The 20,205-nt window shown below is 67.7% G+C and carries 15 protein-coding genes and 2 pseudogenes; 7 read left to right on the forward strand and 10 right to left on the reverse strand.

Annotation, left to right across the window (positions count from 1 at the left end):
• Positions 1-406: 406 nt before the first annotated feature.
• The 3 genes from OG766_RS00005 to OG766_RS00015 all read left to right on the forward strand — a co-directional run bounded on the left by OG766_RS00005 (position 407) and on the right by OG766_RS00015 (position 4,138).
• Positions 407-928: a hypothetical protein gene (locus OG766_RS00005; RefSeq protein ID WP_328724174.1), complete on the forward strand. Its 522-nt coding sequence runs from the start codon at positions 407-409 to the stop codon at positions 926-928.
• A gap of 88 nt (positions 929-1,016) precedes the next feature.
• Positions 1,017-1,484, forward strand: coding sequence for a hypothetical protein (locus tag OG766_RS00010; RefSeq protein ID WP_328724175.1), 468 nt, complete (start codon positions 1,017-1,019; stop codon positions 1,482-1,484).
• Positions 1,433-4,138: a DEAD/DEAH box helicase gene (locus OG766_RS00015; RefSeq protein ID WP_328724176.1), complete on the forward strand. Its 2,706-nt coding sequence runs from the start codon at positions 1,433-1,435 to the stop codon at positions 4,136-4,138. The genes OG766_RS00010 and OG766_RS00015 overlap by 52 nt, the downstream gene beginning before the upstream one ends.
• A gap of 16 nt (positions 4,139-4,154) precedes the next feature.
• Here the strand turns inward: OG766_RS00015 and OG766_RS00020 are convergent, their stop codons facing one another.
• The 4 genes from OG766_RS00020 to OG766_RS00035 form a co-directional block, all read right to left on the reverse strand.
• On the reverse strand, positions 4,155-4,718 hold the full coding sequence (locus tag OG766_RS00020; protein WP_328724177.1) for a hypothetical protein: 564 nt from the start codon (positions 4,716-4,718) through the stop codon (positions 4,155-4,157).
• A complete protein-coding gene (locus OG766_RS00025; protein WP_328724178.1) occupies positions 4,715-6,715 on the reverse strand; it encodes a tyrosine-type recombinase/integrase in 2,001 nt (666 codons plus the stop codon). The genes OG766_RS00020 and OG766_RS00025 overlap by 4 nt, the downstream gene beginning before the upstream one ends.
• 488 nt (positions 6,716-7,203) lie before the next feature.
• Positions 7,204-8,364, reverse strand: coding sequence for a tyrosine-type recombinase/integrase (locus OG766_RS00030; protein ID WP_328724179.1), 1,161 nt, complete (start codon positions 8,362-8,364; stop codon positions 7,204-7,206).
• A 233-nt stretch (positions 8,365-8,597) separates the two neighbouring features.
• Positions 8,598-8,807, reverse strand: a complete 210-nt coding sequence (locus OG766_RS00035; RefSeq protein ID WP_164494633.1) for a hypothetical protein — start codon at positions 8,805-8,807, stop codon at positions 8,598-8,600.
• A 123-nt stretch (positions 8,808-8,930) separates the two neighbouring features.
• On the opposite strand from OG766_RS00035, the gene OG766_RS00040 reads away from it, so the two are divergent.
• A complete protein-coding gene (locus OG766_RS00040; protein WP_328724180.1) occupies positions 8,931-11,852 on the forward strand; it encodes an NACHT domain-containing protein in 2,922 nt (973 codons plus the stop codon).
• Between the two features lie 297 nt (positions 11,853-12,149).
• On the opposite strand, the gene OG766_RS00045 is transcribed toward OG766_RS00040, so the two are convergent.
• Positions 12,150-12,383, reverse strand: coding sequence for a hypothetical protein (locus OG766_RS00045; RefSeq protein WP_328724181.1), 234 nt, complete (start codon positions 12,381-12,383; stop codon positions 12,150-12,152).
• A gap of 234 nt (positions 12,384-12,617) precedes the next feature.
• Positions 12,618-13,118: a hypothetical protein gene (locus OG766_RS00050; RefSeq protein WP_328727584.1), complete on the reverse strand. Its 501-nt coding sequence runs from the start codon at positions 13,116-13,118 to the stop codon at positions 12,618-12,620.
• Between the two features lie 618 nt (positions 13,119-13,736).
• Between OG766_RS00050 and OG766_RS00055 the strand changes: the two genes are divergently transcribed.
• Positions 13,737-15,047 (forward strand): helicase associated domain-containing protein, encoded by a 1,311-nt coding sequence (locus tag OG766_RS00055; protein ID WP_328724182.1) that lies wholly within the window; start codon positions 13,737-13,739, stop codon positions 15,045-15,047.
• A 314-nt stretch (positions 15,048-15,361) separates the two neighbouring features.
• A pseudogene (locus OG766_RS36620) lies at positions 15,362-15,496 on the forward strand (IS630 family transposase); the annotation flags it as partial.
• Positions 15,497-15,554: 58 nt separating this feature from the next.
• Here OG766_RS36620 and OG766_RS36625 read toward each other — a convergent pair.
• From OG766_RS36625 to OG766_RS00080, 4 genes and pseudogenes are all read right to left on the reverse strand, one after another.
• A pseudogene (locus tag OG766_RS36625) lies at positions 15,555-16,529 on the reverse strand (transposase family protein).
• A 248-nt stretch (positions 16,530-16,777) separates the two neighbouring features.
• Complete coding sequence (locus OG766_RS00070; RefSeq protein ID WP_328724184.1) at positions 16,778-17,230, reverse strand: GNAT family N-acetyltransferase; 453 nt, start codon at positions 17,228-17,230, stop codon at positions 16,778-16,780.
• A 218-nt stretch (positions 17,231-17,448) separates the two neighbouring features.
• A complete protein-coding gene (locus OG766_RS00075; protein WP_328724185.1) occupies positions 17,449-18,141 on the reverse strand; it encodes a type 1 glutamine amidotransferase domain-containing protein in 693 nt (230 codons plus the stop codon).
• 28 nt (positions 18,142-18,169) lie between these two features.
• The gene (locus OG766_RS00080) at positions 18,170-18,997 is read right to left on the reverse strand and encodes an SDR family oxidoreductase (protein ID WP_328724186.1); all 828 of its coding nucleotides are present in this window, start codon (positions 18,995-18,997) and stop codon (positions 18,170-18,172) included.
• A 226-nt stretch (positions 18,998-19,223) separates the two neighbouring features.
• On the opposite strand from OG766_RS00080, the gene OG766_RS00085 reads away from it, so the two are divergent.
• Positions 19,224-20,105 carry a helix-turn-helix transcriptional regulator gene (locus tag OG766_RS00085; RefSeq protein WP_328724187.1) on the forward strand — a complete coding sequence of 294 codons (882 nt, stop codon included), beginning with the start codon at positions 19,224-19,226 and terminating at the stop codon, positions 20,103-20,105.
• The last annotated feature ends 100 nt before the right edge of the window (positions 20,106-20,205 follow it).

Consider the following 20,205-nt stretch of genomic DNA (forward strand, 5'->3'; position numbering starts at 1 on the left):
TGTTGCGCTCCGCCCGCGGGAGCGCTGGCGGGCCGCTGCGCGGCCCGCTCACTTCCCCTGCTTCGCAGGGGAAGTGACGCTTCGTCCGCTGCGCTTCCGAAGCGATAGGACTTCGTTCTACGCTTGGGTCTTCGCTTCGCTCTGGCCCAAGCCGGCGGGTCCGCTGCGCTCCCCCGCCTCAACGGTCCTTCCGGCTGCGCCTCCAGGACCGCCTGGGCCCGCTGTCGCGGGCCTGGCTGACTGGAGGGTGGTGCCGGTCTGGGTTTGCGGGAGCTGTTTCGAAGTGATGCAGCATGTACAGTTTGCAGAAGATAGGGATACCCCTTTGGGTGCCCTGTGTGGAAGGCAGGGGATCCCTGTGGGTAATGCGAGGGCATATCCGGTCTACCGGAGCGAGGACGGGGATGTGGCGGCGGTAATCACCGTGGCCGTGTCTCTGGTCGGGTGTGGGGAGCTGTGGGAGGGGGCGAGTGTCGACCTGGATGCCGAGTTGCTTCGGGTCGAGGACGTCGTGAGGGCCCGCGAGGTGTTCCCGCAGGGCTGGTTCTCGGGAGGCGGCGAGCACTTCCGTGGGGTCGACCTTCCGGATGACGCCGCGGTGCTGGCTCATCTGCTGCCGATGATGCTCTCGGTCGAGGAGCCGGTGGAGGGTGATCTGCTGGACAGAGCGCCGGAGGTGCTGCGTCAGGCAGGGTGGGGACAGATCGCGTGGATGGCACTCAGTTGGCCGGCTGTGCCCGAACTCGGCCTCGGTCCGGAGCATGCGCGGACCGGAGTACAAGCGTGCTTCGGGACCGACGCCAACCACGAGCCGACCCCGAGCCACACCATGTACGTCCACGTCCGGCCCGGGGAGGACGAACGGGCGCAGCACCTCGCCCGTCAGATCGGACACGACGTCATAGGGCCTGGGGAGCACGGCTGGTGAAGAGCGACTGAATCAAGGAACTAGGTCTGAGCGGTAGGGCGGCCCGTCCGCAGTGTGCTGAGGGCGGGCTGGAGAGGGGTGGGTGTCGGTGACGGAGAACGCCGGGGTCTCGTACGAGGACTGCTCGATCTATGTGGATGTCACGGACAGCTCGACGGTCATCGCCTGGCTGAAGGAGCGTCTCGGCCCCGAAGAGGAGGGCCGCGGCCTGATGGTGGGGGCGCTGCGGGTGAGCGGCGTCTGCAATGACTACTCCACGGGCAGGAAGGCGCATCCTTCCGAGTTCCTCGAGTGGTCGACCGTGCTGGAATGCGAAGCGCCCGCGGGAGTGGAGTCCGGTGCGGTGGTGGCCGCGGTCACGGACGTGCTCGAGACGCTGTGGCGTGGAGGGTGGAAGGCTGTAGCGGCGTGTGACTTCGAGGACGAACTGCCGGCCCACGGGGGCAGGGATCGCTACCCCCTGCCGTCCCCCTCGGGGAGCCTGCCGCATGCAAGAACGGGCCGATGGCGAAGCCTGCTGGTGCGGGGCGGGAAGAGGAAAAGGAAATCGGTGTGATTCAGCTCCGAGAACACCAGGCTGACCAAAAGGCGGCTTTTCGTAACTGGGTCGGATTTCCTGCAAGATCCTTTGTGCCTCCGGAGGGGGCTCGTGCCATGGGGGTGTCCGCGACCGGGTCCGGTAAGACGATCACCACCGCTGCGTGCGCTCTGGAGTACTTCCCGCAGGGGCGGATCCTCGTCATGGTGCCCACGCTTGACCTGATCGTGCAGAGTGCCCAGTCCTGGCGGCGGGTCGGGCACCGGGCGCCGATGGTCGCGGTCTGCTCGGTGGACAAGGACGAGGTCCTGGAGCAGCTCGGAGTGCGCACCACCACCAACCCGATCCAGCTCGCCCTGTGGGCCGGGACCGGTCCGGTGGTCGTGTTCGCCACGTACGCCTCCCTCGTGGACCGCGAGGACCCCGCCGACGTCACTGGTCGCCGGACTGTCCCTGGGCCGTTGGAATCGGCTCTGGCGGGCGGGGAGCGGCTGTACGGGCAGCGGATGGCTCCGTTTGACCTGGCCATTCTGGACGAGGGGCACATGACCGCGGGGGACATGGGCCGGCCGTGGGCGGCGATCCACGACAACAGCCGGATCCCTGTCGACTTCCGGCTCTACCTGACCGCGACCCCGCGGATCCTGGCCGCGCCTAAGCCGCAGCGGGGCCGGGACGGGCGGGAGGTGGTGATCGCTTCCATGGAGGACGACTCCAGCACCTACGGCACCCGGATTTTCGATCTCGGTCTGGCGGAGGCTGTGGAACGCTCAATCCTCGCGGGGTTCGAGATCGACGTGCTGGAGATCCGCGACCCTGACCCGATCTTGGGCCTGTCCGAGGACGCCCTGCGTGGCCGGCGCATGGCCCTGCTCCAGGCCGCGCTGCTGGAGCACGCGGCGCAGCAGAACCTGCACACCACCATGGTGTTCCACCAGCGGGTCGAAGAAGCCGCAGCGTTCGCCGAACAGATACCGCGCACCGCCGCCGAGCTGTACACCGCCGAAGCCTCCGCGGCGGCCCTGGCCGGTGCCGAGGAACTGCCCGCGTCATCGATCGACGCAGAGCTGTACGAGCTGGAGGAGAGCCGTCACATGCCTCCGGACCGGGTATGGGCGGACTGGCTGTGCGGCGACCATCCCATCGCGCACCGGCGGAAGGTGATCCACCGGTTCGCCAACGGCATCAACGCCCAGAACCGGCGCGTACACCGGGCGTTCCTCTCCTCCGTACGCGCCCTCGGGGTCGGGGTCGACATCACCGGACTACGCGGAGTCGAGGCCGTGTGCATCGTCGGCTCGCGCAGCTCCCAGGTCGACGTCGTCCAGAACATCGGACGCGCCCTGCGACCCAACCCCGACGGCACAACCAAAACCGCCCGGATCATCATCCCCGTCTTCCTCCAGCCCGGGGAAGACCCGAAGGACATGGTCGCCTCGGCCAGCTACCAGCCCCTCGTCGACATCCTCCAAGCCCTACGCTCCCACTCGGAACGCATGGTCGACCAGCTCGCCTCCCGCGCCCTCACCCGCGGCGCCGAACGCCGCCGCACCCACGTCCGACCCGCCCCTGCGGCCGGCCCGGAGAACGAGGACATGCCCGAGGAGACCAGCGAGGCGCAGCAGGAGGTCGACCGGGTCACCTCGATCGTGGTCAACTTCGCCTCCCCCCGCGACGCCGCCGACATCGCCGCCCTCACCCGCTGCCGCGTCATCCGCCCCCAATCCCTCATCTGGCTGGAGGGATATCAGGCCCTGCTCCGCTGGCGAGCCGAGAACGAGATCACGGGCTTGTACGCCGTTCCCTATGACGTCGAGACCGAGGTCGGGACGACGAAGGCGTTTCCGCTTGGCCGATGGGTGCATCAGCAGCGGAAATCACTACGGGCCGGTGAACTCGACCCCCACCGCAAAGACCTCCTCGACGAGGCCGGGATGGTCTGGGAACCCGGCGACGAAGCCTGGGAAACCAAACTCGCCGCACTCCGCGCCTACCACCGGACCACCGGACACCTCGCACCCCGCCAAGACGCCACCTGGGGCGAAGGCGACAGCGAACAGCTGGCCATCGGACAACTCCTCGCTAACCTCCGCCGCAAAGACGGCCTCGGCAAAGACCCCGAGCGAGCGGAACAGCGCGCGCAGCAACTGGCCGCGATCGACCCCGACTGGAACTGCCCCTGGCCCCTCGACTGGCAACGCCACCACCGCGTACTCACCGACCTCGCCGCCGACGAACCCCACGGCCGCCTGCCCCACATCGCACCCGGCGTCACGTTCGACGGCGACGACATCGGACGATGGATCACGCGGCAAAGAGAGGCGAGTGCCTGGGCGCAGCTCTCCGGCGGACAGCAGGAGCGACTGACCAAACTGGGCGTACAGCCCGCTGAAGCACCCTCTCCCGCCCCGGCGGCTGCGCGGTCGACGAAGGGCCAGGGCAAGGCACAGCAGGCATTCCAACGCGGCCTCGCGGCCCTCGCACAGTGGGTCGAACGGGAAGGCCAACGGCCTGTGCCGAGGGGGCACGCCGAGGAGATCTCAATCGACGGCGAGACTGAGCCAGTGGTCGTCAAGCTCGGCGTATGGGTCTCCAACACGAAAACCCGCCGCGACAAACTCGCCCAGGAACAGCTCAATGCCCTCCGGGAGCTCGGCATGGAGTGGGCATAACCGCCGTGGATGCCGTTCAGCGAGCCGTGTTCTCGGTGCGGATCATCCGGCGCAGGCTGGTCCGGGCAGCAATCAGGTCTTCTTCGAGGGCGGTGATGCGTGCGCGGGACGCGGCGTTCTCTGAGGAAGCCTCCTGTAGCTGGCGAGTGAGGTCCTGATTCAGAGCGGTCAGTTCGTCCGCTCTGGTCGCTGCGTCGGAGGCGTGGATGACATCGAGCTGCTGACCGAGTTGGTGGCGCAGGGCTGCCTGGAGCCGGTCACGTTCGTCGCGGAGGTCTTTGATTTCTTGCCGGGCGATTTCGAGTTCGGTGCGCAGGCTAAGCGGGGAGGGCGGGCTTCCCGTGGCAGATGGTGGGGTGCTGTGGGCTTGGCGTAGTTGGGCCGCTTCGATGTGCTCGCGTACGCCGGGGGCATAGGTGAGCCAGGTGGAGACGCGGGCGGCGCGGGCGACTGCGGCGAAGGTGAGCGGCTTTCCCTGTTTCTCGAGTGTGGCAAGAACGGTGAGGACACGGGCTCGTTTGTCGAGGCTGTGACGGCGTCTGGCTTCGGCGAGGGGGGCGGGGTTGCCGCGGGGATTCATCGCGGGTCTTTCGGTCGGGCAGGAGTGAGGGGCAGGAGGGTGTGGTTGTGGCCTGCTCGTGCTTTGCGCAGCACGGTGCTGGCTTCTTCGATCTGGGCGCGTTCGGAGGCGGGGAGGGACGCCAGGTGTGTGTTCATGCGGCCGATGACGCGCTGGTAGGCGGTGATTTGTGCCGTGAGGGCGGTGGTGACGAACTCGGCTGCGCCCATGGCGAGTGCGGTTTCGCGGTCTGCTCGCAGTTCGTTGATGTGGTGCTCGATGGCTGGCAGGTAGGAGGGGTCGGGGCGGTAGAAGCCGCAGCCGGCGCATTGGAAGCGGATGAGGCAGGCCTGGCCGCCGGCTTTGACGTTTGACGGCTCGGTGCAGCCGCCGTAGGGGACGGCGACGGTGCGCATCTCGTAGGCGGTGCTCGAGCTGGGGCTGGGGTGGCCGTGCTGGTCGAGGACGTGTGTGCTGAGTTTGGCTACGGCTTCGCTCTTCCGTTTGAGGGAGACGGTGTAGTAGCGCTGGGTCATGGCGATGGATTTGTGGTCCATCAGCTCGCGTAGCACGTCGACGGGGGTGCCGGCGTCTGCGTGGCGCTGGGCGTAGGAGTGGCGGAAGGCGTAGGGGTAGACCAGGGACCGGTCGAAGAGCAGGCGTTGTCCTTTGGAGTCGGTGCCTTCGGCGTGGAGCTGGGGCAGGGCGTCTGCCCAGAGCCTGAGGGCGTCGCTGAGGTAGGTGCTGGAGATGTGGGGGGCGTCGCTCAGGGGGGTGAGGGAGGGAAAGAGGTATCGGTCTCCCTTGGCGGGGAGGTGCAGCTGGTCGCGGCAGGCTTGCCAGGTTCGGATGGCGTCGGCGGTGGAGGTTGTGATCGGCAGACGTCGGCGGTGGCGTTTTCTCTTGTGGTTGTCCCAGATCAGGGTGGGCTGGCCGTTGTGGGTTTCCAGGCAGTCACGGGTCAGGGAGACGATCTCGAGGGGGCGGCGCCCGGTGTCGCGCAGGACGATGTACATCGTGCGGTACAGCAGCTGCCGGGCGTCTGGGGCGATGTCGCGGCAGCCGTAGGTGTTTCCGGTGCCCAGGGTGTCGAGGTGGGCGTCCAGTTGCCGGATGACGGATTCGGGGATGGCCTTGCCGATGAAGTCCTCATTGGGCTCCTCCACGGAGATGACGTGCTCGACGGGCACGCGGGTGAAGGTGCCGGCCAGGTCGTCGAGGGTGCCGCAGCGGCGTCCGTATGCGATGAGCTGGAAGAACATTCCCAGCAGGCTGCGTCGGAAGGAGGAGGAGTAGGAGGTGCCGTCTTGTTTGCGTGCGGCTCGGAAAGCGTCGACGACCAAGGTGGCATCGGCGAACGTCAGGGCGGCAGGCACATCGCCGGCGTCGGCGCGCTGGGCGAGAGCCGTAGAGGCGATGGTCGTCGCGTGGAACGTGCGCTTGAAGTCTTCCGTGGTGGGTCGGGCGGTGGTCACCCAATGACGCAGCGCCTGGCGCAGCCAGGGCTGGCGGACTGTGCGGAGATCGACGCGGCCGGGAAGCTGTCGGCGCTTGCCGGAGGCGCTGTGGCGCAGCCCGAGGACGCGCAGATCGATGATGTCCTGGTCGATGAGGGTGATCCCGGAGAACTCGCTGTATCCGGCGCGGGCGGCGGACTGCAGGTTCTCCAGTGTACGGACGGCAGCCTGGTGCGGCTTGGTGAGCCGGGCCGTGTTGGTGGCGTCCAGCAGGGTGTCGGCCGTGGTGAGGTGGCTGATCACGCCGCGGATCCAGTGAGGTTCCAGGGCACGTACCCACTGGTCCATCTGCTGCACGGCGTAGAGCGCTTCCCAGCGCAGCAGCTGGGGCAATGGGGCGAGGTGGAACTGGTGCGCCAGCAGATACAGGGGCTGGTGCGGTGCCCATTGGGCGGCAGGCATGGGGGTGGTGCTGGAGCGGCATTCCGCTCTCCAGGCGCGCCAGTGGTAGTTGCACAGCCCACTGGAGTTCATCGCCCAGCCGGAGCAGTGGGTCACCATGCAGTCCGGGTTTTCGGTGAACGGTGTGGCCCTGCTGCGAAGCCACCGCTCGAGCGTGCCTCTGGACGTGTGGTACTTCCATGATCCGTGGTGGGCGGCGCACAGGCCTCCCGATACCTGAGGGCGTACGCACCGTACGCCGTCCCGGGTGAGCGTGCACGGCCCGACGACTGTCAACGGCAGGGATCTGGAACGAGCAGGGATGAAAGTGGCGGCGAACTCTTCCCGCGGCAGACCGCTCTTTCTGCGCTGGTCCGAGCAGTAGGTACAGAACGTCTCCTGAGCGCGCACGATCACGTCGCAGCGGCGGGTGCGGCACCGGGAGGACGAGGTGCGCGGATTGTCGAGGTCTCCGGTGAACAGCCATCTGGCGCTGTCCCACTCCCCCGGCCGCCACGCGGGATCGATGTGGGCACGCAGCCACGTCTCCCACGACTTCGTGGCCTTCGTCGGTGCGGAACGTGCGACGGCAGGCGCACCAGCCGTGCTCACTGGTCCTCCCTCCATGCCTGGGCCCGGTCGACAGCCGCCCGGGTTTCGGACTCATCGACGTGGCGGTAGCGGTCCATGGACAGCGGCGAGGCGTGACCCAGCAGCTTTTGCACCACGTCCCGGTCTACTCCCTCACGTAGCCAGTGGGTGGCCGCGGAGTGGCGCAGCATGTGCGGGCGAGCCGGGTGCCCGGCGCGGCGGGCCAGACGGTCGAAGACGTTCTTGGCGTTCGGGTAGGTCATGGCCCGCCCCAGCGGGGGCCGGAAGAGGTTCACGAACACCATGCCTGTCTCGGCCGCCTCGGCCACCGGATTCCGTTCATGCTGGTAGTCGGTGTAGAAGGCGACGATGTCAGGGGTGACGGGGAGGCAGCGGGAGTGTCTGGACTTGGCCAGGGCCCGGTTCGGGTTGTCGGTGCGGCGCCGCACATGAAGGTGCGGACCTTCCACGGGGCATCCCAGGGAGCGTGACGAGGCCAGGAAGTGCAGATCCTCCTGGCGCAGGCCCAGGGCCTCTCCGATCCGCAGGCCGGTCGCGGCGAGCAGCGCGATGAGGAAACGGTCCCGTGCCCGGGGCGTATCCGCGATCATGCGGCGGATCTGCTGCGGGGAGAGGTCCTCGTAGCCGGGCTCGCTGACCTGGAAACGAAAAGCCGACACCTGGACCTGGCGCCACTGGCCGCGCTCGCCAGCGTCGTAACCGGCCGGCAAGAACCGCAGGAACTTCGGCTCCGACAGCAAGCCGGCCGTCTGCGCGGGAACCCAGCCGTGGAGAGCGCCGAAGCGCAGGAAGTCCGTGACCGCCGTCATCACCGCGTTCGCCGTACCCTGCGAACGGTAGCGGGGCGCAGCCGTGGTCGGACAGCGGCGGCTGCGGGCCGGCAGCGGCGTGGTGACCAGCCACTGCTGCAGCCCGGACAGCGCCATGAAACTCGGACGCGACCACTCGATACGGCGCTGGGTGCAGTAGTTCAGATAGAGAGCGAGACGGCCCGCATAGACCCGTTCCGTGTTCGGCGAGCGGCCCTTACTACGCAACCCCGCCAAAAACGCACACGCCTCGGCATGCAGGTCATAGGTCCGTGTATCGGCCACCACCCACCGCTCCACACCAGACGACGGAGACATCGAACGCTCAGCTGCATAGGTCTGCTCCACCCACCAAACAGACCAGACCCCACCGAGGGGCGGTGTCCGTTCCAGACAGCTGCCACACGACCAGGTGGCAACCACACCGAACACACCCCACAGGCCCGCGCACCTATGGATAATCCCTGTCCTGTAGTCGACGCCCTGACACTGGCCGGGCCCCAGCGCCGAGCAGTAACAGCGCCCGCCACGGGCGGGCGCCGTGCTCTCGCCTGCAGGTAGTAGGACAAAGCATCCTTGGTTCACAGCACCGCGAGGACGAAGGTCAGCAGCGCCAGGGACAGGGTGGCACTGCCCGCAAAGGCCACGGCACCGCGCAGCAGAGCGGTGGCATAGGTGGCTCCGTCGATGCGAGCGAGCAGACCGGCCGCTGCTCCTACGAGCGTGCAGAAGAGACCGACGACGGCCAGAAGCAGGGCCAGCAGGATCAGGTGAATGGATGAGGTGTTCATGCCTTCTTCCCAGGACAAACGACGACGGGGACATCGGCGAATTTCGCGGTTCTGGTGTTCACCGGGGTTCAGGGCGAACAAAGATGAACGAAGACGGTCGCCTGGGAGACGGAGAAGCAGGACATGGGGGACGTGTACGAGGATCCGCTGGCGGAACTCGCGCTACGGCTACGCACCCTCAGGGCGCAGCGGGGTCTGCAGATGGGTGGGCTGCAGCAGCGGACCGGGCTAGGGCGGACAACGATTAGCCAGGCGCTGAACGGCCAAGTGGTGCCCTCCGAGGCCACGCTGATGGCCCTGGCGAAGGCGATGGGCACGGGTGTGGAGCCATTGCTGGCCCTTCGCGAAGCCGCTGCCCGAGTACCGCAGGTGTACCAGGGCTCTCCAAGGAGAGTCACCCGCAGGCCGGTGGGGCCCAAAGTGCAGCCCTCGTTCGAGGAGCGGTACCTCAGCTACGTGACGGAACGGCATTCCCAGCTGACCGTCGTAGGGCTGGACCTGAGCCGGCCGGAACGTGCGCGCTGGCCGCTGGACGCGGCGTACTTGAGCTTGGAACTGGCGGAGCGGGCGGAAGATTGGCCTGCAGGCAGTGAGGAATCGAACCGGCCATCCGTCGTGGTGAAGCGTGCCGAACACGCGTTGGCCGACTGCCGACGCGTGCTTCTGCGAGGGCTCGCCGGCAGCGGAAAGACAACGCTGCTGCAGTGGCTGGCTGTCGCTACGGCGCGCGATGAGCTGCCGGCAGAACTGGCGGACTGGAGGGGGCAGATTCCGTTCACCCTGCCGCTGCGGACGCTGGTGAGGCGTGGGCCCCTTCCAGAGCCGCAGGATTTCCTCTCTGCGGTCGGCACCCCCCTGGCCGCCTCACAACCTGAAGGCTGGGCCGATGCCGTACTCGCCAGGGGGGAAGCACTCGTCCTGGTCGACGGAATCGACGAGGTTCCTCAAGAGCACCGAGGCGCCACCCGGGACTGGCTCGAGCGGCTCTTGGCGGCCTACGGGGACGCACGCTTCGTGGTCACCACGCGTCCGTCCGCTGTACCCGAAGGCTGGCTGGCTTCGTCGCGCTTCACCGAACTGTCAGTACAACCTATGAGTGCCGCTGACATTGGACTCTTCGTCGGCCGGTGGCATACCGCCGCCCGGCACAGTGCAGCAATCGACGCCGAACGGTCACAGCTGCATGATCTCGAAGCAGCGCTCCAGGTGACAGTGCGTGCTCAGCGTGACCTGGCGCAGTTGTCCAGCACACCCCTGATGTGCGCGTTGATCTGCGCGCTGCACCGGGACCGCCGCGGTCACCTGCCCCACAGCCGCATGGAGTTGTATGAGGCAGCACTGTCGATGCTTCTAGTGCGCCGTGACCTTGAACGCAGTATCGATGTCCCGGAAGGCATTCAGCTCACCGAACACCAGAGCGTCCAGTTGCTGCAGCGCCTGGCCTACTGGCTAATCCGCAACCGCCAGACCGAGATGGAACGGACTACCGCGACAGCCCTGGTCGACGACGCTCTGCCAGCTATGCCGACTGTGGCCGAGCAGGGCACAGCCGACCAGGTCCTGACGCATCTGGTCGGCCGCAGCGGGCTGCTGCGCAAGCCCACCATGGACACCATCGACTTCGTCCACCGCACCTTCCAGGACTATCTCGGGGCAAAAGCCGCCATCGAGGCCCACGACTTTCCGCTGCTGGTCAACAATGCCCATGACGACCAGTGGGAGGACGTCATACGCATGGCCGTCGCCCACGCCAGGCCTGTTGAAAGCGCAGATCTGCTACGCCGCCTCATTGAACGCGGTGATGCTGAGAACGAGCACCGGCCCAGGCTGCACCTCCTGGCGGCCGCCAGCATGCACTACGCCACCGAAGTCGCCCCTGACACGCGCCATAAGGTCACGGCGCGCGCCGCAGCCCTGATGCCGCCCCGCACTATCCAGGAAGCAAACACCCTGTCCGCGCTGGGTCCCGGCATTCTGGACCTACTGCCACCCACCGCCGACGGACTGCCCGAAGACGAGATCATTGCCGTGTTCCGCACTGCCGCAGCCATGGGCGGCGACCAAGCTTATGCGTACCTGCAACATTTCGTCCCGACTGTCGCCCCCTCGGTGCCGCGCCACGAACTGATGCTGGGCTGGACCAACTTTGAGGCAGCCGATTACGCCCGCGACATCCTCCGCCTTGTCCGGGATCGCCTGCATCTCACCGTCGGGACTCGTGCGCAGTTTGACGCTCTCCCGCTGCTGACACCGATCGAACTCATCTCGTTCGAGCTGGCACTCACCCCGTCAGAGATCCTCGAGCATCTTTCCCCGGAACACACCACATCCCTATCCCTCCGGCGCATGGAGGAGCCCTCGCTGCACAGTCTGTCGTTCGTTCGGTCTCTGGCCGCGCTGCGCTCGTTGGCTCTTGGCCCCTCAACACCCGTCGACGGCCTACACCATCTCGCCGGACTGCCCCTGCAGGAGCTGAACCTGCTGGACCTGCCTGAGAGTTTCTCCTTCCAGGCGCTCAACAATCTCCCACAGCTGCGTGAACTGCTGCTCTATACCGTCCTGCCGTGGAGAACGCTGCATACCCTGCCCGCCTCGCCAACTCTCACAAGGCTTTGGCTCGGCGGCCAGATAGAGGCCTCCATCACCGGCATCACCCAGTGGGCCATGCTCGAAGACGTTGTCGTCAACCATGTCATGGACGCAGTGGAATGGGCCGAGCTCGCGGAGCTGCCTCAGCTGACCAGCCTTCAGGTCACCGACGCCGACTTCGCAAACGCCCCCCTCATGGCCACCGTCAATCGTCTCGGGCTCTCTGTGTCTCGGTCCGACATCCCCCTCGACCTGATCCCGGACCGGTTTCCGAATCTTGAGCAGCTAAGGATCAACGCTCTCGCAGACGTTGCCTACGATCTAGCCCTTCTCCAGTCCCTTATGAACGTGGAGATCCGCCTCTACAACGCCGATCGCATCTCGCTCACCGGTCTGGAGGGGTTCGCTCCGGAACGATTCACGCTCTTCCCCCGTCCACGGCCCAACCAGACGTGACCGTCAGCCGCCGCCGAACGCCACTACGCCACCGCGCAGCGGGCAGCCGCCAGTGCCGACGATCCCGTGGTCGGAGCGAACGCCCTGGCGTTCCGGACCCCTTCCACAACTTGAGAAAGGGGGGCGGCGAAGAGGAGTAGGCGAGGCTACTAGCGTCCTCCCCCGCTCACCGAGCTGCTGCCGAAGCTGCGCCCGTACCGGGAGGCCCCGGTCGGGTGGCCGGTGCACTGCGCGAGGGAGGACCGAGGAGTCCTAGCGTGGCCCTTCCCGGCAGTCAGCGCTGGGGCGTTCGCGCCCCTACGCGCTGAAGTGTCCGCCGGCCGCTGGGGTGGACTGGGCTGCGGTGGCCGAGGGTGAGGACTCGGCGGCGGGCTCCGGCTCCGGCTCATCGACCACCGGCGCGACGTCGACGGCCGTGAGTACAGCCTCCGCCTCGGCGACTACGGCCTCCTCCGTCGCGGGCGCGGCCTCGGAGGTCACGACCGTGGCCTGGGAAGCGGCGACGGCGCGGCGGTCGCGGTAGTCCTTCAAGACCTTCCACCCAGCCACCGGCACGCCGACGGCAAGGGCACCGAGAATGAAGGCTCGCCGCTGGCCTAGCCGCCGCCCGAGCTGGACGTAGGCCGCCCGTAGGGCATCAGGGCCTCCTAGCTTGCGTGCCTCCGCGCTGAGTTCCGAGTAGTCCCACACCGCGCTCCCCCTCACCTTTCGCTGCTGTCCAGTAACGGCCTGATCATCCCAGGGCCAAGCTGACTCGGGGGCGGATCAGGACAACCGGCCTACCGGACCCTGGATCTGAGGGCGGGGCGTTGTCGAAGCTGCGACCGCACTCTCACCGGCGGCCCCCGCTCCCTGGCACACGCGGGCGTAGCGCAGCGCGGCGAGGGTGTAAGGCAGGTGGTGTTCGGCGGCGTCGCGTAGCCCCACCGCCTGGTCGTCGTCGACCGGGGCCGCCGGCGACGTCGCCGCTGGGTCGGCGGCCGGAGCCGGGGCCGGGTCGGGCGCCGCCGTGGTCGGCGTGGTGCTCCAGGCGTCGGCAAGCGAGTCCGCGGGCACGGCAGCGGGCTGAGTGTCGGACGTGGGCGGCTTCTGCATCCGCACCGGGCTGGCCTGCGCGGGAAGGGCTGCGGGGTTCGGGCCGTCGGCGGCCTTCTTGCCGCTGGTGGCCCACTCGCGGGCTTCGGTCTCGGTGAAGAACAGCACGTGGGTCTCGCCGGCCGAAGGCCGCACCTGGCGCGGCTGGCACCACCACGTCACCCTCGTCACCGCCGTTCAGGCATTCCTCACCCTCAGGCGGCTCGACCCAAAAGTCCGCACACCGGCCTGACCCTCTACCAGGTCCTCGACGTTCTCCAGGACCTGCTGAGGTGCTGGACCGGTACCTGCACCACCTGCGGACGCCCCCTGCCCCGCCCCCGGAGCAGCCACAGACAGCCCACAACCTAACGAAGCACTACTAGGCTCCACGGCCCCTTGGACGGGACGTCCTTCACCTGCTCGCACCAGGTGCCGTCGGTCTCCTCGATCAGGAACTCAATCCCGGCGCCCGTCCGGCCCGGAGGCTCCAGACGGATCCTCGACGCCCGCCCCCGCAGGAGATCTGCCACCCGCAGCGCGGTCCACCAGTCCTCGTACCGGTTTCCCGCCTTATCCGCAGCCCCACCCGACAGCCCCATCCAACATCACTTCCCCAGGACACGACAGCAGGCTTCTCATCGCCAGCAAACCCCAGCAACCCGCGACGTTATCGCCGCCGACAGACACCCGCACGCGCCAGACCGCAGGTGTCAAAAGCATGACTTAACAGCAGGTCACCCCCACAACAAACATCCCTGCCACCCACACAACGTCTAGATAATCGATACCGCGGCGTGTGATGCGGTGGTGTTCGTGGATGCGCGGGGCTCGACGCCCGATGTGGTGCAGGCGGTGGGCCGGGCGCTGCGGATGCAGCCCGGGGAAGGCAAGGTCGCCTCGCTGGTGGTGCCGGTGTTCCTGGAGCCGGGTGAGGAGCCAGACGAGATGCTGGCCTCGCGGTCGTACACGCATCTGGTGAAGGTGCTGACCGCGCTGCGGGCGCACGACGCCGAGGCCGTCGAGCAGCTCGCCGTCCCCCAGTCCCCCAGTCGGCAGGCTGCCTCAGCTGCGGGCGGGACGGCGGGTGGGGTGGTCAGCGGGGCGGCGCAGGGGCTCCTGCGGTTCTCCACGGCCCGGGATCCGGTGCAGTTGGCGGCGTTCATCAGGGCGCGCGTGCTGCGGCCCGAGGGCGAGTACTGGCGGCGGGGCCTGCGGGCCGCGATCGCTTACGCCGGCGATCACGGGCACCTGCGGGTCCCCTACGGGTATACCGCTCCCGATGATTTCGCGCTGGGGGTGTGGATCGCCAAGCAGCGCGTCGCCTACCGCCAGGGCACCCTGGCCGAGGAACGGGTGAAGGAGCTGGATGCGGCCGGGATGGTGTGGTCCCATCTCGAGGTGGCCTTCTCCGAGGGTCTGGCCGCCGCGCGCGGCTGGGCAGGGGAACACGGGCACCTCCTCGCCCCCACCGAGGCAACCTGGCAGGGCTATCCCGTGGGGATCTGGCTGCGTGACCAGCGCGCCGCCGCGCGACGAGAACGAGCGGCGCAGAACAGGCCTGACGGGGGCCGGACATCGGGGAAGCCCAACAGTGCTCGGCGGTGGCGGGAACTGGAGAAGATCGATCCCGCGTGGTGCCCGGCCTGGGACATCGCCTGGCAGCGGTGCTTCCACCTCGCTCGCGCCCATGTCAACGGCGGCCGGGAACTATCCACTGTGCCTGGGGAGATCGTCGTCCAGGGCGAGGACCTCGGGCGGTGGGCCAGCGTCCAGCGCACCGCGGCCGTATGGGACGGCTTGCTGCCCGCCCAGCAGTGGCTGCTCACGCAGGTGCTGCACCTGACGCCGGACCAGGAGCAGCCTGAGGCCGGACCTGCGCCAGGCCGGCAGAGCGCCGTGGGCAGGACGCGGGCGCAGATGTGGGCCGACAACCTTGCCGCTGCCCGCCAATATCATCAGCGGGAAGGAAACTTGAACGTCTCTCGCCAGCACGTGGAAAGCGTGGGCGGCGAGGACCGTGCGCTAGGCGTGTTCATCGCCAACTGCCGGGCCCGCAAGCAACGCCTGGCCCCTGAGCGGGTGCAGGAGCTCAGTGCCGTCGGGATGAAGTGGGCTTGAGGAATCGCGTGCGGAGGCCCCCGAGGTGCGCGGCTGCGGGCCCGCACCTCCACCCGCTTGGACGGTGTCGGTGTACGAGCTCACGTACAGGCTCAAGTACAGAGGTTGGTGTGCTCCAACTGGCTTCTATGCCGGGGGTGGCGGAGCCGTCCGATAGGGAAATGCGAGGACAAGGTCCGAGTGGTCAAGAGCGCCTGCGGCGGCGCTTTTGCGGTGACGACGTCGGCGAAGACTCTGACTTCGGCTCGTCAAGGTGAACGCCCTCGAAGCCTCGGCCGGGTTTGGTCGGTGGGTGGTATCTCGTGGTGTGGGAGATGTGCGGATGGGGGCTGACCGCCGCGGGGCGCCAGCACCGTGAGCTGGTGCGAATGCAAGCGACTGAGCTGTTCGAGCAGGGCAAGCCGTTGGAGGTGGGCCGGCGCCTGCGGGTGAGCGCGAAGTCGGCTTACGACCCAGTCCGCGATTGAGGTCGAGGCGTGCTGGCCTGGCGGTTCGGCTGGTGGTTGATCAGTAGGCCGTCTGTCGGGCGAGAACCAGTTCGGTGCTCGGCTTGCGGCGGGTTGGCCGACGGGCGGAGCGGTCCGAGACCAGTGCGGCGATCGCGCGATGAGTCTCGACATAGTCCTCACGTCGGCCGGTGTAACGCTGGAGGGCCGCCACTGCCGCAGTTCGGCATGGGTGTGCTCGGCGCAGATCCGATCCGAGGACTGCCGTCGGCGCATCTCCCGCCATGCGTACTGATCGCCGAGCGGTGCGTCGTCCTTCGGCTTTCGCGGCGGGGCGCTGGCCTGGTCAGGGAATTCGTTGGCAAGACCCCGGTAGCCCTCGTCGACTTCGGCTCCCACTTCCGGGCGGAGCTGGAACTGCTCGGCGATGCCCTCGGTGCGCAGCGCGGTCTGGTCGTGCATGCGGCCAGGCCGGTCCGCCCCGGACCACAGCAGGCGGCCCTGGCCGTCGCTGACGGTAGTGGTCTTGATGGTGTTCTGCTACTTCTTGCCCGAGACGAAGGCCCGTCGTCCGGGATGGTTGGCCTTGGGCCGGCGGACTTGGGCATCGGCTCCGTCGATCCTCAGCCGGATTCCCTCGGCTTTGGCGTAGGAGAACACGTCCGCCAAGGTGCGCAGCCGCACCCCGGGGCGGTCGGGGACAGCGAAGCCGCGCGCCGCCAGGAGCGGGCGGATCTCGCCGATGGCGCGGGAGACCGTTGGGCGGGTCGTGCCGTACAGCTCGGCAAGCGCGGCGTGCGGGAGCCCCGTGCGCAGGTGGACCAGGGTGACCAGCACCCGGTCGGCGAAGGCCAGGTCGTGCTTTGGGCCAGCACCGGCCCCCGCCGCCGCGCAGCACCTCGCCGCTCACGCAGTGCCGACTCGCACCGCGCCAGCCATGGGTCTGCCAACTCCTCGATCAAATCGCCGAGATGTGCACGGGAGACACCGCAGAGGCAGGATGGGACAAGGCCGTGCGGGCCCACTTCTTGGTCACACTCGAAGAACCCGTGCGGCCGCTGTCACGTCACGGCCGTAGAAGACAACCTCGCGGACCGAGGCGGGCCCTCACACCGTTGCGGGTCAGGCTTTCGCAGGAGTGCTCGCCATCGCCCCCGGCTCGCGCATCATGAAGGCGTCGTGTGCAGTCTGGTACCCGCGTCCGAGCCTACGCCGGGACGCTGGTGCACACCTGTGGGGTCAGCCGCTCAGTCGTACGTCTGTACGAAGGCGGCTGACCGGTGCTCACGACGTCGATCGGTCCTGGGCTTCCACGACAAATCCGTGGCGCTCGTAGAGCCGACGGGCAGCACTGCCCTGTAAGACGTTCAAGCCCACGGTCATGCCCTGCGCGTCCGTTCGCTCCAGTACCGTGCACAACACAGCGGATCCGACCTCTCGGCCCTGACAGTGCGGAGCAAGGTAGAAGTGCTCCAGCCACTGCCTGCCTTCGGCGGGCCGGACCGTGACGCAACCTGCCAGTTCACCGTCGATCATGATGATCGACGTGTGCTGCGGGGAGAAGGAGTCCCGCAGCCGCTGCCGTACCCGATGCTCGTCGTAGCGCCCAAGGCGTTCCAAGTCCGCACGCATGACCGTGGCCAGCAACTCTGCGATCACCTCGATGTCCGCTGCCACCGCAGAACGCAGCACCCAGCCCGCGACGGGCGCCAACGTGGTCCGCGCAGACACCGCCATGTCCGATCGCGTACCGCTCCTCATCACCCCAGCATCCATGGCCTACATGCGCCCTCTTCGACGCCTGGCTCGCTCTTGCCCCTGCCCCGCAGGCTGGCCTTCAAGCCAAGGGTGGTTGGAGGGAAGAGAGGCAGAGGCTGCCGTGCCCGTAACGCTCGCGCGAGACCTGGAACGGCAGCACATCAATGCGACTGCGGGCCATGATGACCGCGCATTGGTTAGGCGAGTGCGGTGATCATGTCTTCGGCCATGCGGGCGCTGGAGGCGGGGTTCTGGCCGGTGAAGAGGTTGCCGTCCTGCACGTTGTACTGCTGGTAGGCCGGGCCACCGGAGTGGGCCGCGCCCAGTTCCCGCAGTCGGCTGGCGAGCAGCCAGGGCGCGCCTTCGGCGGTCCCGAACAGCTGCTCCTCCTCGTCGGTGAACGCGGCCATCTCACGACCGGCGAAGATCCACCTGCCGTCCTCGTCCACGGCGCTGAGCAGCGCGGCCGGGCCGTGGCAGACGGCTCCGATGAGCTTTCCAGCCTTGTCCGCCTCGATGAGGAGACGGCCGAGGTCGGAGTCTTCGAAGAGGTCCACGACCGGGCCGTGGCCGCCGGGCAGGACGATCGCGACGTAGTCGTCGATGTCGACCTCGTCGAGCTTGAGCAGCGGACCGAAGTCCCGCAGCGCCTTCTCGGCGTGCGCCACGTAGTGCGCGCAGTCCTCACCGGCGATCGCCGGGTCGGCGCTGTGCTGGTCGAGCGGCTGCAGCACACCTCCCGGGGAGGCGAAATCGACCGTGTAGCCGGCCTCGACGAACTTCTCGTGCGGAGCGGCCAGCTCCTCGGCCCAGTAGCCCGTCGGGTAGCGCGAACCATCGGTACGCACCCAGACATCGGCGGCCGACATGACGATCAGGATCTTGCTCATGAGCAGTTCCTCCGTGTTGTGTGGGTGGTCAGGCGGTGGCGGGGAAGTCGGTGGCGGGCGCGGACTGCGCGGTGGCGTCCAGGTTCGCCTGCAGGGCCTGCACCTTGGAGGTGGCGTAAGCGTGGGAGTCCGAGCCGAGGACCTGACGCAGCGGGCCCTCACCGACCACGACCCGGTCGATGATCGCCGCAGCACCCTTGACCGGGTCGCCGAGCTGGCTGCCCTGGAGGTTGAGGTGGTTGTCGACCATCTCGCGGATGCCCGGGTAGTGGTCCGTGGTGGCGGCCGGCAGCGCCAGGGAGTCCTGGGTGAGGAAGTCCGTGCGGAAGTAGCCGGGCTCCACGATGGTCACGTTGATCCCGAAGTCCGCCACCTCCGCGGCCAGGGCCTCGCTCAGGCCCTCCAGCGCGTACTTGCCCGCGCAGTACAGCGCCCAGCCCGGAACGGAGACCAGCCCCAGGACCGACGACACGTTCACCACATGCCCGCCGCGCTGCTCACGCAGGATCGGCAGCGTGGCACGCAGCACGTTCCACACCCCGGCGACCTGCACATCCAGCATGTCACGCACATCACGGTCGGTGGTCTCCTCCACCGCGGCCAGGAACCCGTAGCCCGCGTTGTTCACCACCACGTCCAGACCACCGAACCGCTCGGTGGTCTTCACCACGGCCTGCTTCACCTGCGCCTCATCACGCAGATCCACCGTCAGCGGCAGAAGACGCGACGTGTCCACACCCTCACCGAGCGCCCCGAGCAGCCGCTCGGACGAACGCGTCGTCGCCGCGACACTGTCCCCACGCTCCAGCAGCTGCCGGACCAGGTCCAGCCCCAGACCACGAGAGGTACCAGTCACGAACCAGATCGCAGATCGGTCAGTCGGAAAAGCCATGATTGTTTTCCTTATACGGTCGGCGGAGCGGAATGGGTGGCCTGCAGGAAATGCCTACTAGGCACGTATCCAGATTGCCCCGTGATTGGGACTGGTGGAGGCAAATACCATGCCCTGCGAAACCGTGTATCAAGGAAGCTAGTACGCATAGGGCCAGCTACGAGCGTTCAGCATCGTTGACACTGAAGGTGTGACTCTCAACAACAATGAACTCGCTGACTTCCTGAGAAGGGCCCGCGGTCAGGTCGACCCCTCACGAGCCGGCCTCCCCCCGGACGGGCGCGTTCGGCGCGTTCCCGGTCTACGCCGAGAAGAGGTCGCGCGCTTGGCTGGAGTGTCGACCGACTATTACACCCGCCTCGAGCAGGGGCGCCCCATCACCCCCTCGTCTGCCGTGGTCGAGGCCCTGGGCCGCGCTCTCGACCTCGACGCCGCAGGACGGGCCCACCTCAAGGACCTGATCGGGGTAACCGCGACGCCGGCCCGACGCCATACGCGAGGTGTTCAGCGCGTACGACCAGGCCTCTACCAGCTCATCGATGCCCTCGACGGTGAACCGGCTCTCGTCCTGGGCCGCCGCACCGACATCCTCGCCACGAACCGGATGGCGCGTTCACTGTTCGCCGACTTCGAGCAACTGCCGCCCGAGGAGCGCAACTACGCCCGCTGGATGTTCCTCGACGATCACGCCCGCGCCCTGTTCGTGGACTGGGAGGACCAGGCACGCGCCGCAGTCGAGGGCCTGCGACTCGAAATGGGCCGCAACCCCGACGACCAGGCCACCACAGCCCTCGTCGAAGAGCTACGAGAACACAGTCCAGAGTTCGACGGGTGGTGGCAACAGCACCGCGTCCACCAGCGGACCCACGGCTCCAAACGCCTCCGCCACCCCTTGGTCGGCGAACTGACCGTCGAATACGAAACCCTTGCCCTGCCCGGAGACCCCGACACCACCCTCTTCATCTACACCACCGAGCCCAATTCAGACTCAAGAGATGGTCTCGATCTGTTGGCGAGCTGGACTTTCACCGACTCTGCCGACTACCAGTCCAACTCTGAGACGTCTGATTGAGACGGCGGCGCCCAACGTCACAGGCCCGAGGTCGGCGGACTGGCAGACCAGAACCTGTCATGCCTCGCTCGTGCCCATTAACTGACGGTTTCAAAATGAT

It is taken from the genome of Streptomyces sp. NBC_00259, assembly GCF_036181745.1.
Classification (GTDB): Bacteria; Actinomycetota; Actinomycetes; order Streptomycetales; family Streptomycetaceae; genus Streptomyces; species Streptomyces pratisoli.

What these genes read in the sequence shown, in the direction of transcription:
- OG766_RS00075 (WP_328724185.1), bottom strand. Translation starts at nt 18,141, where the DNA reads ATGAGCAAGATCCTGATCGTCATGTCGGCCGCCGATGTCTGGGTGCGT.
- OG766_RS00035 (WP_164494633.1), bottom strand. Translation starts at nt 8,807, where the DNA reads ATGAACACCTCATCCATTCACCTGATCCTGCTGGCCCTGCTTCTGGCC.
- OG766_RS00070 (WP_328724184.1), bottom strand. Translation starts at nt 17,230, where the DNA reads ATGGCGGTGTCTGCGCGGACCACGTTGGCGCCCGTCGCGGGCTGGGTG.
- OG766_RS00015 (WP_328724176.1), top strand. Translation starts at nt 1,433, where the DNA reads ATGGCGAAGCCTGCTGGTGCGGGGCGGGAAGAGGAAAAGGAAATCGGT.
- OG766_RS00020 (WP_328724177.1), bottom strand. Translation starts at nt 4,718, where the DNA reads ATGAATCCCCGCGGCAACCCCGCCCCCCTCGCCGAAGCCAGACGCCGT.
- OG766_RS00025 (WP_328724178.1), bottom strand. Translation starts at nt 6,715, where the DNA reads ATGGTGACCCACTGCTCCGGCTGGGCGATGAACTCCAGTGGGCTGTGC.
- OG766_RS00040 (WP_328724180.1), top strand. Translation starts at nt 8,931, where the DNA reads ATGGGGGACGTGTACGAGGATCCGCTGGCGGAACTCGCGCTACGGCTA.